Below are 13,307 nucleotides of genomic sequence, written 5' to 3'. Positions count from 1 at the left end.
CCGCGCAAGTTACGAGGCGCTAACCTCGGCCGGTCCGGACTATTCGGGCGGGATCTGCGCCAGGGCTTCTTCCAGCTCGGCGAAGCTGGGCTGGGCGGGCGAAGGGACGTTGCCGCGGCCGATCTCGACCGAGATCTGGGCGGCGTTGCCGTGCAGGTGGGCCACCAGCACCGACTGGATGATCTTGTAGAAGGCGCCGTCCTCGTTGACGACGGCCTGCAGGCGCGTGGCCATCGGGCCGACGATGCCATAGGCGATGAACACGCCCAGGAAGGTGCCGACCAGGGCGCCGCCGATCATGCCGCCCAGGACGGCCGGCGGTTCGGTGATCGAGCCCATGGTCTTGATGACGCCCAGCACGGCCGCGACGATGCCCAGGGCGGGCAGGGCGTCGGCCATGCTCTGCAGGGCGTGGGCCGGCTCGAGCGCCTCGTGGTGGTGCTTCTCGAGCTGCTTTTCCATCGCGTCCTCGACCTGGTGGGGGTCCTCCAGGTTCATGGTCATCATCCGCAGGGTGTCGCAGATGAAGTCGACGGCGAAGTGGTCGTGGGTGACCTTCGGATAGCGGGCGAAGATCGTGCTCTCGTGCGGCTTCTCGATGTGGCTTTCCAGGGCGATGACGCCCTTGGACTTCATCGTCTTGGTCAGCAGGAACAGCAGGGACAGCAGGTCGCGATAGTCGGCCGGCTTCCACTTGGGGCCCTTGAAGATCTTGCCCATGCCGGCGGCCGTGCCCTTGATCACGACCATCGAGTTGGAGATCAGGAAGGCGGCCACGGCCGCGCCGAGGATGGCCATCAGTTCGTGCGGGGCGGCTTCGATGATGACGTCCAGCTTGCCGCCACCCATCAGGTAGCTGCCGAACACCATGGCGAAGAGCATCACGATGCCGATGATCTGGAACATGTGGTTAGGCCGACCCCGAGAATGACGGGGCATCATCCGTTTTAATCATTAATCCAAGGTTCCCGTGAAACCGGGGTCTTGCGCTGTGACCTGCGGCACATTGCGCGCGGCGCCTACAGGCTCTAACAGTTGTTTGATGACTGGGGAGTCCAAGGAAGCCCGGGATAACCGCGGCCCGTTCGCCATCCTCTTCGCCGTGTCGGTCGCGACGGCGATGGGGAACAACGGCATGTTGTCGGTCCTCCCCGCCATCGGCCGCCAGATCGGCATCCCCGACGCCCTGGTCGCGGGCATCTTCTCCCTCTCGGCCGTGCTGTGGGCGGTGACCTCGCCGTTGTGGGCGCGGCAGTCGGATCTGCGCGGACGCAAGCCCTTGATCATGCTGGGCCTTTCCGGCTTCTGCGTGTCGATGACGCTGTGCGGGCTGGTGGTCTCGGCCGGGCTGCATCATCTGGCGCCGCCAATGGTGATCTTCGGGCTGTTCCTGATGGCGCGCGCCTTGTTCGGCGGCTTCGGCTCGGCGGCCAATCCGGCCACTCAGGCCTATATGGCCGAGCGCACCAGCCGCGACGAGCGCACCCAGACCATGGCAACCCTGGCCGGCGCCTTCGGCCTGGGCACGGTGGTCGGGCCGCTGCTGGCGCCGCTGTTCGTGCTCCCCATCGTGGGTTTGGCCGGGCCGATGTTCGCCTTCGCGGCCATGGCGGCGGTGATGCTGGTCGTCGTCCATCGCGGCCTGCCCGAGACCTTCAAGCCCGGACGCGGCGAGACCCCGCCGCGTCGTCGCCGGGTCGGCCTGCCCTGGCGCGGCGAAGGCGCGGCCCTGTGGAAGGACCCGCGCCTCAAGCCCTTCCTGATCTTCGGCTTTCTGGTGGCCGCGTGCCAGACGGCCCAGACCCAGACCCTGGGCTTCCTGATCATCGACAAGCTGGGCCTGCCGCCGGTCAAGGCCCAGGGCTTCATCACCCTGGCCATGGCGGCGGGCGCGGTGGCCAGCCTGCTGGCCCAGTGGGGGCTGATCCGCATGTTCCGGATGGGCCCGCGCGACCTGATGCGCTGGGGCGTCGGCTGCGCGGCCGTGGGCAATATCGTCGTCGCCTTCGCGCCGGACTACGCGGGCGTCGCGATCGGTTACGCGATCGCCAGTCTGGGCTACGGTTTCGCCCGGCCGGGCTTCACGGCGGGGGCCTCGCTGTCGGTGGACGCCAAGGACCAGGCCGGGGCGGCCGGGGCCATCGCCGCGATCAACGGCCTGAACGTGGTGGTCGCCCCGCTGTTCGTGCTGCTCTACGAGCAGGTCGGCTGGGGACCGTTCGTGCTGAACGCGATGATCCTGGCGGCCATGCTGGCCTACGCCCTGCGCCAGGCGGTGCTGCGCGCGGTCACCCAGGGCGGCGCGCGGGAAGAGGCGACGATCGCGGGACTGGAGCGCTCGGACGAGGGCGGGGTCTAGGCCGTCATCCGCTCCAGCGCGCGGCGGTCCTTCAGCACCACGTGCCGCACCGACGGCAGGGCGATCAGGCCCTCGTCCTGCAGGCTGGTCAGGGTGCGCGAGACGGTCTCGATGGTCAGACCAAGATAGTCGGCCATGTCCTGGCGGCTCATCGGCACGTCCAGTTCGGCGCGGGCGTTGGTGCGCTCGGCGATGTCCAGCAAGAGGCCGGCGACGCGCTCGATGGCCGAGCGGCGGCCCAGCATCAGCACGTGGTCCTGGCTGCGCTGCAGACCTTCGGCGGTCAGGCGCAGTATGGCGCGGGCGGCGTCACCGCGACGGGCGGCCAGGTCGCTGAGCGCGCCCCGGCGGATCAGGCGGATGCTGGCGTCGCACATGGCCTCGGCGCTGACGCGATGCAGTTCGCCCAGCTCCAGGCCGAAATAGTCGCCGGCGAAGTGGAACTCGTCGATCTGCCGGCGGCCGTCGCGCAGCAGGCGGTGGGTGCGCACCGCGCCCGACACCACCTGGTAGACGTAGTCGGCGCTTTCGCCCTCGCCGAAGATCTCCTCGTCGCGGCAGAAGCGCGGGCAGGCGCCAGGAATGGCCAGCACGGCGTCGAGCGCGGAAACGGTGTCGATGCGGATCGGAGACAGCATGGAAAGACCCCTTTGTTGCAAGGGTCTTGCGCCTTTTCCCGAGGAGTCGAAATTCGGGAAACCCTCCTAAGGAAACCTCCTTAGGCGGCCCTACGGACGAGGCCATTCTTGAGGGGGATCAAGGTGTCCAGACCGCGGCGGCGCATGCTGCGGGTCATGTGCGATCGTCCCCTGATCCTGCTCCTCGTCGGCGACGAGCCTCTGCGCGAGGCCCTGGGCTTCTCGCTGGAAATCGAGGGCTACGCCGTCGCCGAGCGTCCGGACGGCCGGCCGGTGGCGGCGGTGATCATCGACGACGACGCGGCGGTCTGGCCCGACCTAGGCGGGACGCCGACCATCGTCCTGACCGGTGACATCCCCCGTTTCCTCCGCCGGGGCGTGCGCGGCGTGTCGCTGGTGGAAAAGCCGCTGCTGGGGGATGCGCTGAGCGAGCGGCTGAGCGAAGTGCTCCACAGATCCTCCCCCTAGCGGGGGAGGTGTCGGCGCAGCCGACGGAGGGGGAAACGCAGCTGAGGTTCGGCAAGTCCTTCCCCCACCGGCGCTTCGCGCCACCTCCCCCGTTGGGGGAGGATTGAGTTTGCCTAGCCATTCCCCCGCGCCGACAGGGTCATCCGGACCAGGGCCGCCAGGTTATCGGCCTGCATCTTGGTCATCAGCTTGGCGCGGTAGATCTCGACGGTGCGCGGACTGATGCCCAGTTCGCGGGCGATGACCTTGTTGGCGTGGCCGGCGACGACGCCGTCCAGCACCTGGCGCTCGCGCTCGGACAGGGTTTCCAGGCGGTGCAGGATGGCGGCCTGGTCGTCGGTCACGGGCGACGTCTCGGCCGCCTTCAGGGCCCGCTCCAGGGCGTCCAGCATGCGCGCGTCGCTGAACGGCTTCTCGATGAAGTCGACCACGCCTGAACGCATGGCCTCGACCGCCATGGGAATGTCGCCGTGGCCGGTGATCATGACGATCGGCATGCGCACCTTCAGCGCCGCCAGCCGCGCGACCAGTTCCTGGCCGCTCATCTCCGGCATGCGCACGTCGGTGATGATCACCCCCGGCTTGGCGGCGGGCAGGGCCTCGAGGAAGGCCGGGGCGCTGGGATAGGCCACGACCTCGAAGTCGGCCGACTCCAGCAGGAAGGCCAGCGACTCGCGGGCGCTCTCGTCGTCGTCGACGACATGGGCGACCTGGGGCGCCGAGGAAGGGGCGTCACTCATCGATGGTCTCCTCGTGGTGGGCGGGGGCGTGCTGTTCGGCGGGCGGCAGGGTGAAGCGGAACAGGGCCCCGCCGCCCGGATTGGCCTCGGCCCAGATGCGGCCGCCGTGCGCCTCGATGATCGAGCGCGAGATCGACAGGCCCACCCCCATGCCCTGCGGCTTGGTGGTCATGAACGGCTGGAACAGGCGCTCCAGCACCTCGGGCGCGATGCCGGGGCCGGTGTCGGCGACGCTGACCCGCGACCAGCCCTCGTCGGTCACCTCGGTGGTGATGACCAGGGCGCGGCGGCGGGCCTCGCCGTCGTACATGGCGTCGATGCCGTTGCGGATCAGGTTCAGCAGCACCTGCTGCACCTGGACGCGGTCGGCGAACACCGCGTCGGCCGTGGAATCCAGGGCCAGGCGCACGTCGACCTGGCGGTCCTTCTCGCCGATCAGGGCGAGGGCGGAAGCCTCCTCGATCAGCTTGGACAGGCTCTCGGGCCCGCGCTCGCTGGATCCCCGGCGGACGAAGTCGCGCATGCGGTGGATGACCTCACCGGCCCGCAGGGCCTGGGTGGCGGCGCGGTCGATGGCGTCGCGCACCTTGGTCTGGTCGGCCTCGCGGCCCCGATCGATCAGCCGGCGCGAGCCGGTCAGCAAGTTGGCGATCGCCGACAGCGGCTGGTTCAGCTCGTGGGCCAGGGTGGAGGCCATCTCGCCCATGGCCGTCAGGCGCGAGACGTGGACCAGCTCGTTCTGCAGTTCCTGCAGGCGGGTCTCGGTCTTCTGGGTCTCGGTCAGGTCGCGGATGAAGCCGGTGTACGAGGGCGTGGGCCCCCGGGTTTCGCCGACCGCCAGCTCCATCGGGAAGGTCGAGCCGTCCTTGCGCGCCCCGACCACGACGCGGCCGACGCCGATGATCCGCTTGTCGCCGCTGGCGTGGTAGCGGTGGATGTAGCCGTCGTGATCGGCCGCGTCCGGCGCGGGCATCAGCAGGCTGACGTTCTTGCCCAGCACCTCGGCGGCGGTCCAGCCGAACATCCGCTCGGCGGCGGGGTTGAACGAGGTCATCAGGCCGTCGCGGTCGATGACCACCACGCCGTCGGGCACGGTGTCGAGGATCGAGCGCAGGTGGTCGTTGATCGCCGCCGCCCGCCGCCGCGCGGCGTGGAACCAGCCACCGCCCACGGCCATGCCGAAGCCGACCGACAGGAAGGTCGCCGCGCAGATGCCGCTGACCAGGTTGAACGGGATGTCGCGCGTCACCCACCAGACGCTGCCCCAGGCGAAGGTGGTGGCGAAGACGCCGGGGCCCAGGCCTCCCAAGGCGGCGGCGATCAGCACCGCCGGCACGAACAGCAGGAATGACGACGGCGCGGTGAAGGCCTCGGGCAGGTACAGCCGCGCCACCCCGGTCGCCGTCACGGCCGCGAAGGCCGCCAGATAGGCGCTGGGGCGAGGATCACTGAACAGGGTCGAGGACAGGCCTCGGGCGGGTTTCATGGCGTGGTTATAGCCGTCGAGGTTCGCTGGGGGTCAAGGCGGGGGTTATGCGTAGTCTCCTACTCCGCTTCCCCGACGAAAGTCGGGGCCCAGATTCAGCATGAGCGTTTGGGGCGTTCGCGAGTGACCTCGGCGCCTGGCGCTCAGACGTTCGTGGGTTCGATCTGGGCCCCGGCTTTCGCCGGCGAGACGGGAGTTTGAGGCGCGCCGCCCATCTCCACCCGCCGCTGGCAGATCGCCGTCGGGGCCGGCCGGTGGCTGACCAGGATCAGGCCCTGGCCGGTGCGGTCCAGGCGCGCCTTCAGGCGCTCCACCACCTTGGCCTCGGTGGCCGCGTCCAGCCCTTCGGTCGGCTCGTCCAGCACCAGCCAGGCGGCGTCGCGCAGATAGGCGCGGGCCAGGGCCAGGCGGCGGCGCTCGCCGCCCGACAGCCGCTCGCCGTCGTCGCCGAGCCAGGCGCCGAGGCCCTCGGGCGCGGCGCGGATCCGGTCGGCCAGGGCGGCGTCCTCCAGGACATCCCACAGCATGGCGTCGGTCGCCTTGGGCGCGGCCAGGCGCAGGTTGTCGCGCACCGTGCCGGCGATCAGGCCGGCGTCCTGCGGCAACCAGGCGATGGCGGCGCGGGCCGAGGCGTCGCCGTCACCGTCCAGGCGACTGAGTCCCAGCAGGGTCTCGATGGCGGTGGTCTTGCCGCAGCCCGAGGGGCCGACCACGGCCAGGCGCTCGCTGGAACCCAGGGTCTGGCCCAGCAGCGACAGGCTGGAGGGCGCCGGGGCGGTTGCCCGGGGTTGGTGGCGCAGGATGGCGTCCAGCCGCCGGCGGGCTTCGGCGGCCGCGCCGGACTGGTCGAAGGCCAGGGCCAGGCCCGCCATGGCCTCGACGCTCATGGCCGCGGCCAGGCCCGCCAGGGCGGCCAGGGGCGCGCCAGCGGGGGCGGCGCAGGCGACGGCGGCGGCGACCGCCGCGCCCAGGATCACGGCCTGGGCGGCGACGATCAGCCCCTGGGCGCGGGCCGCGTCCAGTCGGGCGGCGTCCAGGTCGGCGGCCTTGGCGTCCAGGGTCTGGCCGGCCCAGGCCTCCAGGCCGTAGGCGCGCAGCTCGGCCGAGGCGGCGACCAGGGCGGCGGCGGTGTCCTTCAGCCTGCCGACCCTGGCCTGCACGGCGGCGCGAGCGGGGCCGAGAACCGGCGGGCCAGGGCCTGGGCCGAGAACACCGCGGCGCCCGCCGCCAGGATGATGACGATCGCCGGCGGCCAGCCGGCCAGGGCGGCCAGGATCCAGCCGGCCAGCAGCCCGGCGACGGCGCTCCACGGGGCCGACAGGCGGACGAAGCGGGTCTCGACCGCGTCGACGTCCTGCACCAGCCGGGCCGAGGCCTCGCCGCGCGACAGGGCCAGGGCCTCGCGCGGCGGCGCGGCGGCCAGGCTGGCGAACACCGCCGGCCGGATGGCGGCCAGGGCCCGCAGGGCGGCGGCGTGGCCCGACAGCCGCTCGCCGTAACGGGCGGCGGTGCGCAAGATGGCCAGCAGCCGGATCATGGCCCCGGGCAGCAGCACGTTGAACGCCTGGGCCGCCGCCAGCCCGGCCGCGCCGGCCACGGCGCTGGCGACGATGAACCAGCCCGACAGGCCCAGCAGCAGGGTCGAGGCGGCGCCCAGCACGATCGCGCTCAGGATCGCCAGGCACAGGGCCCCGGCGCGTTCGCGCTTCTGGGCGCGGATCAGGTCTTCGAGGGGACTGTTCACGGGCTTGGTCACAGGCGGATCACCTGGTCGGCGAGCGCGGCCAGGGCTTCGGAATGGGTGGCGATCAGGGTGGTGCGGCCCTTGGTGGCCGCGCGGATGGCGGCCAGCAGCTCGGCTTCGGCCTTGGCGTCGAGATTGGCGGTCGGCTCGTCCAGCAGCAGGATCGGAGCGGGCTTCAAGAGAGCGCGGGCCAGGGACAGGCGGCGACGCTCGCCGCCCGACAGGCCCGAGCCGCGTTCGTCCAGCACGAAGTCCAGGCCGCCGGAACGGTCGAGGACCAGGCCGACGGCTCTGGCGACCGTCGCGATCTCGGCGCGGCTGGCGTCGCGGCGTGCGAGCGCGATGTTGTCGGCGATCGAGGCGGGCAGGATCAGCGGCGCCTGGCCGGCCCAGGCGATGTCGGCCGAAAGGTCGGGGCGTTCGACCCCGTCGACCAGGATCCGCCCACCGGTCAGCGGGGCCAGGTCCAGCAAGAGATTCAGCAGCGAGCTCTTGCCCGCGCCGCTGGCCCCGACCAGGGCGGTGATGGTTCCGGCCGGAGCCGTGAGGGAGAAACCGTCCAGCGCTGGCGCGTCGGCGTCGGGATAGCGGACGCTGACGCCCTCGAAGCGGATCTCCGGGGCCTTGCCCAAGGAAATGGGGGGCAGCGGCGCGACAGCGAGCTTGGGCAGAGGCGGTTCGAAAGTCGACAGGCGGACGGCGGCGGCCTCGGCGGCCTGACGGTCGTGATAGGCGGCGGCCAGGCGGCGCATCGGGGCGTAGACCTCCGGCGCCAGGGCCAGGACGAAGAAGGCGCGCTTCAGGTCCAGGGTCTCGGGCACGGGGAAGGGCAGCAGGCGCAGCAGGTTGAAGCCGCAATAGACCGCCACCAGGGCCACCGACAGGGCGGCGAAGAACTCCAGCGCCGCCGATGACAGGAAGGCTACCCGCAGCACCTTGATGGTCCGCTCGGCCAGCTCGGAGGCCGAGCGTCTCAGGGCGCTGGTCGTCGTCCCCTCGGCCTGGAAGGCCAGCACCACGGGCAGGGCGCGGACGCGGTCCAGGAACAGGGCCGACAGCCGCTCCAGGGCCACGAACTGGGCCCGCGACTCGGCGGCGGCGGCCGAGCCGGCCAGGATCATGGCCCCGATGAAGGGGACGAGGGCGGCCAGCAGGATCGCGGCGCTGATCGGGCTGGCGATCGCGGCGACGGCGATCAGGGCCAAGGGCAGGGCGGCGGCGGCCAGGCGGGCGGGCAGGAAGCGGGCGAAATGTCCGTCCAGCGCCTCGACGCCCTCGACCAGGGCGGTCGTCGCCTCGCCGGCGGGGCGGCGCGGACCCGAAAAGATGGCGCGAGCGACGTTGGCGCGCACACCCGCCTTGGCCGAAGCGGCGGCGCGGGCCCCGGCCGTTCCAGCAGCGCGCGCCAGCAGGCCGCGCGCGACCATGGCGGCCAGCACCAAGGCCAGCCAGAGGCTCAAGGCCGCGGCGCCGCGACGGTTGGCGATGGCGTCGACGCCGAACGCCAGGCCGGCGGCGAAGCCGATCGCGGCCAGGCCGTCGGCAAGCGTCAGTGTTTGCGCCGGACGCAGGAACGGGCCATTGTCCCGGGCGATCCCGCCCAGCCAAGCCTTGGCCGCCGAGAAACGATCTAACGGTACTGTACGAGCGGCCATGGGTTGAGTGTAGGTTGGCTTCATCCTCGATCCTTGATCCGCATCAAGGATGAGGCGGTTGGGCGGGTCTAGGACAAGGTCCTCGATCGGTCCGATCGTATCGGCCGTTCGTCTCGGAGCTGTCCATGGACCCCGCCGTCATCGACCTGTCGCGTCTCCAATTCGCGCTCACCGCCCTATACCACTTTCTGTTCGTGCCGCTCACCCTGGGGCTCAGCTTCATGCTGGTCATCATGGAGAGCATCTATGTGATGACCAAGCGGCCGATCTGGCGAACGGTCACCCGGTTCTGGGGCGTGCTGTTCGGCATCAACTTCGCCCTGGGCGTGGCGACCGGCATCACCATGGAATTCCAGTTCGGCATGAACTGGTCGTACTATTCGCACTATGTCGGCGACATCTTCGGCGCGCCGCTGGCGATCGAAGGGCTGATGGCCTTCTTCCTGGAAGCCACCTTCGTCGGCCTGATGTTCTTCGGCTGGGACAAGCTCAAGCCCGTCGGCCACCTGTTCGTGACCTTCATGGTCGCCCTGGGCACCAACCTGTCGGCCCTGTGGATCCTGGTCGCCAACGGCTGGATGCAGAACCCGATGGGGGCCGCCTTCAACCCCGACACCATGCGCATGGAGGTCTCCAGCTTCCGCGACGTGCTGTTCAACCCGGTGGCCCAGGCCAAGTTCGTGCACACGGTCAGCGCGGGCTACGTGATCGCCTCGGTGTTCGTGCTGGGGGTCTCGGCCTGGTACCTGCTGAAAGGCAAGCACATCGGCGTGGCCAAGCGGTCGATGACCGTGGCCGCCGCCTTTGGTCTGGCCTCGTCGCTGTCGGTCGTCGTGCTGGGCGACGAGAGCGGCTACGCCCTGACCGACAACCAGAAAATGAAGCTGGCCGCCCTCGAGGCGATGTGGAACACCGAGCCCGCCCCAGCCGGCCTGACCGCCTTCGGCATCCCGGACCTGAAGGCGCGCGAGACCCACTACGAGGTCAAGATCCCCTATGTGCTGGGCCTGATCGCCACCCGCAGCTTCGACAAGCCTGTGGAGGGCATCTTCCAGCTGGTGGCCAAGGCCGAGGACCGCATCGAGAGCGGCGTCGTCGCCTATGGCGCGGTCGAGACCCTGAAGGCCAATCCGACGGACATGGCGGCCCGCCAGACCTTCGAGGAACATCGCCGCGACCTGGGCTACGCCCTGCTGCTCAAGCGCTATGTGCCCGACCCGCGCCAGGCCAGTCCGGACCTGATCAAGAAGGCCGCCTGGGACGCGGTGCCCAACGTGCCGGTGATGTTCTGGAGCTTCCGGATCATGGCCGGCATCGGGGTGCTGATGATCCTGATGTTCGCCACCGCCTTCGTGCTGGTCACCCTGCGCAAGCACGACACCAAGTGGTTCCTGGTCATCGCCGTGGCGGCCATCCCGTTGCCATGGATTTCGACCGAGCTGGGCTGGGTGCTGGCTGAGGTCGGCCGTCAGCCGTGGGCGGTGGACGGCGTGCTGCCGACCTTCCTGGGCGCCTCCAGCCTGACCGTGCCGCAGCTGCTGACCAGCATCGCGGTCTTCACCCTGCTGTACGGCGCGCTGGCCGTGGTCGAGGTCGGCCTGATCCTGCGCGCCATCAAGAAGGGCCCGTTCGCTCAGCATGACCCCGTCCCGGACGGGGAACCGGTCGAGCCCGAGCCCCAGACCGCGTGAGGAGAGACAGAGATGGAACTCCCTATCGACTACGCCACCCTGCGGGTCCTGTGGTGGGCCCTGATCGGGATCATCCTGATCGGCTTCGCCCTGACCGACGGCTACGACATGGGCGTCGGGGCCCTGCTGCCCTTCGTCGCCAAGACCGACGCCGAGCGGCGCATGGTGATCAACACCGTCGGCCCGACCTGGGAAGGCAACCAGGTGTGGTTCATCGTCGGCGGGGCGGGGCTGTTCGCGGCCTGGCCGTTCGCCTACGCCATCAGCTTCTCGGGCTTCTACCTGGCCTTGTTCGTGGTGCTGGCGGCGATGATCCTGCGGCCGGTGGGCTTCAAGTATCGCTCCAAGCGGCCGCATCCGCGGTGGCGCGGGTTCTGGGACTGGGCGCTGTTCGTCGGCGGCTTCGTGCCGGTGCTGTGCTTCGGCGTGGCCCTGGGTAACGTGCTGCAAGGAGCGCCCTTCCGCCTGGATAGCGACCTGCGGGCCTTCTACGAGGGCTCATTCATCGGCCTGTTCTCGCCGTTCGCCCTGCTATGCGGCCTGCTGTCGGTGGCTATGCTGGTGCTGCACGGCGCGGCCTGGCTGACCCTCAAGGCCGAGGAGGGGCCGGTCACCGAGCGGGCCCGCCTGTTCGGCGAGATCGCCGCCCTGGCCAGCATCGTGCTGTTCGCGGCCGGCGGCTTCTGGGTCGCGTTCGGCGGGCTGGGCTTCCGGATCGAGGGGCTGGCCGACGCGGCCGGGCCGTCGAACCCGCTGCGCGGCGCCGCCGCCGTGCGGGCCCCCGGCGCCTGGCTGGACAACTACGGCCGCCACGGCTGGATGATGATCGCGCCGATCCTGGGCTTCGCCGGCGCGGCCCTGGCCCTCTACGGCCTGCGGTTCAACAAGGCCTGGGCGGCGTTCGGCGGCTCGTCGGCCTCGGCCGTCGGCATCGTCGGCACCGTGGGGCTGTCGATGTTCCCGTTCATCTTGCCGAGCAGTTTCGACCCGCGCTCCAGCCTGACGGTGTGGAACGCCTCGTCGACCCACCTGACCCTGTTCGTCATGCTGATCGTCACGGCGGTCTTCCTGCCGCTGATCCTGCTGTACACGGCCTGGGTCTACAAAGTCCTGTGGGGGCGCAGCACCACCGGCGCCCTCGCCACCAACCCCGACCTGTACTGAGGAGGTCAGAGCATGTGGTACTTCACCTGGATCCTCGGCCTGGGCCTGGCCGTCGCCTTCGGCGTGCTGAACGGCGTCTGGTACGAGTTCAACCTGTCGGACGAGGGCGACGAGGGGCTCTCGGAGCCCTGAGCCGACTCAAAATGAGGGGGCGCGACAATCGGGCGCGCCTTTCGGGGCTTTGGCTTAACGCTTGTTAAAGAGGGCTCGCGCTCTTCTGGCATCCAGCCCTAGGAGCGCGCCGAACGCGGCTCCGGGCGCCAAGTTCGACCCGGGGACCACCATGACCGACAACACCGCGCCCGCGCTGGAGCTGATCTCGTTCTGCATCGGCGAGCAGGAGTTCTGCATCGACGTCAAGACGGTGCGCGAGATCCGCGGCTGGACCCCGGCCACCCCGATCCCGCACGCCCCGGCCTACATGCGCGGCGTCATCAATCTGCGCGGCGCGATCATGCCGGTCATCGACCTGCGCAACCGCCTGGGCCTGGGCGTTACCATCCCCGAGACCCGCCACGTGATCGTGGTCGTCGAGTGCCAGGACCGCCTGGCCGGCATCCTGGTCGACGCCGTGTCGGAAACCTTCACCGTGCCGCGCGACAGCCTGCAGCCGGCCCCGGACGTCGGCGTCGAAGAGCTGCGCTACATCCAGGCCATCATCTCGATGGAAAACCGCCTGATCACCTATCTGCGCATGGACGACGTGTTCCCGGCCCAGATCAGCGAAGCGGCGTAAGGCCGGCTTATAGATGCTCCCTCGTGACACGGGGGAGCTGTCGCGGAGCGACTGAGGGGGCGAGCTGGACCTGAGCCGCAATAGCCCCCTCCGGCCCTTTGGGCCACCTCCCCCGCATCACGGGGGAGGATCTTCGGAAACTCAGCCCTTGCGCACGATCCGCGCCGCGGCGGCGTGGAAGCCGGCCTCGGCTTCGGCCGCGTCGGCCACGGCGGCGTGACGGTCGCGGGCGACGCCCATGTTGCTGGCCGCGTAGCTCTCCGAGACCTTGCGGGCCTCCTGGCCGCGCAGAGCGGCGTTGGAGGCGGCGGTCTCGTGCCAGTCGGCCAGTTGCTCGGCCGTGACCTCGGCGGCCGCGTCCGGATGCGGGGCGACGTCGCCGAAGCCGATGGCCACGAAGCCGTGGATGACGCCGCCATAATCCTCTTCCGACAGCAGGAAGGTGATCTGCCGCTCCTCGGCCTGGCCGGTATAGGTGTCGGTGGCCGGATCGAACTCGCGCAGCACCAGGATGTCGCCGACCGCGAACTCACGGTCGTTGCGGCGGATCTCGAAGCGCTTCTGGCCCGAGCGCACGGCGGCGAAATACTTGGGCCAGGTCTTCAGTTCGTGGCGGTTCATGGCGG

12 protein-coding genes and 1 pseudogene are annotated in these 13,307 nt (G+C 70.3%); 6 read left to right on the top strand and 7 right to left on the bottom strand.

Annotation, left to right across the window (positions count from 1 at the left end; translation table 11 throughout):
* Positions 1-39: 39 nt before the first annotated feature.
* Complete coding sequence (motA, locus tag MZV50_RS21850) at positions 40-906, bottom strand: flagellar motor stator protein MotA (protein WP_252631438.1); 867 nt, start codon at positions 904-906, stop codon at positions 40-42.
* Between the two features lie 136 nt (positions 907-1,042).
* On the opposite strand from motA, the gene MZV50_RS21845 reads away from it, so the two are divergent.
* Positions 1,043-2,359, top strand: a complete 1,317-nt coding sequence (locus tag MZV50_RS21845; RefSeq protein WP_252631437.1) for an MFS transporter — start codon at positions 1,043-1,045, stop codon at positions 2,357-2,359.
* Here MZV50_RS21845 and fixK read toward each other — a convergent pair.
* Positions 2,356-2,997: a transcriptional regulator FixK gene (gene fixK / locus MZV50_RS21840; protein WP_252631436.1), complete on the bottom strand. Its 642-nt coding sequence runs from the start codon at positions 2,995-2,997 to the stop codon at positions 2,356-2,358. The genes MZV50_RS21845 and fixK overlap by 4 nt on opposite strands.
* Positions 2,998-3,120: 123 nt before the next feature.
* On the opposite strand from fixK, the gene MZV50_RS21835 reads away from it, so the two are divergent.
* Positions 3,121-3,465, top strand: coding sequence for a nucleoside transporter (locus tag MZV50_RS21835; protein WP_289781884.1), 345 nt, complete (start codon positions 3,121-3,123; stop codon positions 3,463-3,465).
* A 113-nt stretch (positions 3,466-3,578) separates the two neighbouring features.
* Here the strand turns inward: MZV50_RS21835 and fixJ are convergent, their stop codons facing one another.
* The 4 genes and pseudogenes from fixJ to cydD all read right to left on the bottom strand — a co-directional run bounded on the left by fixJ (position 3,579) and on the right by cydD (position 9,090).
* Complete coding sequence (gene fixJ / locus MZV50_RS21830; protein ID WP_252631434.1) at positions 3,579-4,205, bottom strand: response regulator FixJ; 627 nt, start codon at positions 4,203-4,205, stop codon at positions 3,579-3,581.
* On the bottom strand, positions 4,198-5,691 hold the full coding sequence (locus tag MZV50_RS21825) for a PAS domain-containing sensor histidine kinase (RefSeq protein WP_252631432.1): 1,494 nt from the start codon (positions 5,689-5,691) through the stop codon (positions 4,198-4,200). Before MZV50_RS21825 ends, fixJ begins: the two co-directional genes overlap by 8 nt.
* A 143-nt stretch (positions 5,692-5,834) precedes the next feature.
* Positions 5,835-7,435 (bottom strand): annotated as a pseudogene (locus tag MZV50_RS21820) (ATP-binding cassette domain-containing protein).
* An 8-nt stretch (positions 7,436-7,443) separates the two neighbouring features.
* Positions 7,444-9,090, bottom strand: a complete 1,647-nt coding sequence (gene cydD, locus MZV50_RS21815) for a thiol reductant ABC exporter subunit CydD (RefSeq protein WP_252635294.1) — start codon at positions 9,088-9,090, stop codon at positions 7,444-7,446.
* 125 nt (positions 9,091-9,215) lie between these two features.
* Between cydD and MZV50_RS21810 the strand changes: the two genes are divergently transcribed.
* The 4 genes from MZV50_RS21810 to MZV50_RS21795 all read left to right on the top strand — a co-directional run bounded on the left by MZV50_RS21810 (position 9,216) and on the right by MZV50_RS21795 (position 12,681).
* Positions 9,216-10,781: a cytochrome ubiquinol oxidase subunit I gene (locus MZV50_RS21810; RefSeq protein WP_252631431.1), complete on the top strand. Its 1,566-nt coding sequence runs from the start codon at positions 9,216-9,218 to the stop codon at positions 10,779-10,781.
* Between the two features lie 12 nt (positions 10,782-10,793).
* Positions 10,794-11,945, top strand: a complete 1,152-nt coding sequence (gene cydB, locus MZV50_RS21805; protein WP_252631429.1) for a cytochrome d ubiquinol oxidase subunit II — start codon at positions 10,794-10,796, stop codon at positions 11,943-11,945.
* 12 nt (positions 11,946-11,957) lie between these two features.
* Entirely contained in the window at positions 11,958-12,077 is a 120-nt protein-coding gene (gene cydX / locus MZV50_RS21800; protein WP_223391694.1) for a cytochrome bd-I oxidase subunit CydX, read from the top strand.
* Between the two features lie 151 nt (positions 12,078-12,228).
* On the top strand, positions 12,229-12,681 hold the full coding sequence (locus tag MZV50_RS21795) for a chemotaxis protein CheW (protein ID WP_223391693.1): 453 nt from the start codon (positions 12,229-12,231) through the stop codon (positions 12,679-12,681).
* A gap of 141 nt (positions 12,682-12,822) precedes the next feature.
* On the opposite strand, the gene MZV50_RS21790 is transcribed toward MZV50_RS21795, so the two are convergent.
* On the bottom strand, positions 12,823-13,302 hold the full coding sequence (locus MZV50_RS21790; RefSeq protein WP_223391692.1) for an ASCH/PUA domain-containing protein: 480 nt from the start codon (positions 13,300-13,302) through the stop codon (positions 12,823-12,825).
* Positions 13,303-13,307 lie beyond the last annotated feature (5 nt).

This window comes from Caulobacter segnis, from assembly GCF_023935105.1.
GTDB classification, from domain to species: Bacteria; Pseudomonadota; Alphaproteobacteria; order Caulobacterales; family Caulobacteraceae; genus Caulobacter; species Caulobacter segnis_B.
The sequence above is the reverse complement of the archived record's forward strand: the minus strand, read 5'-3'. Positions and strand labels throughout refer to the sequence as shown.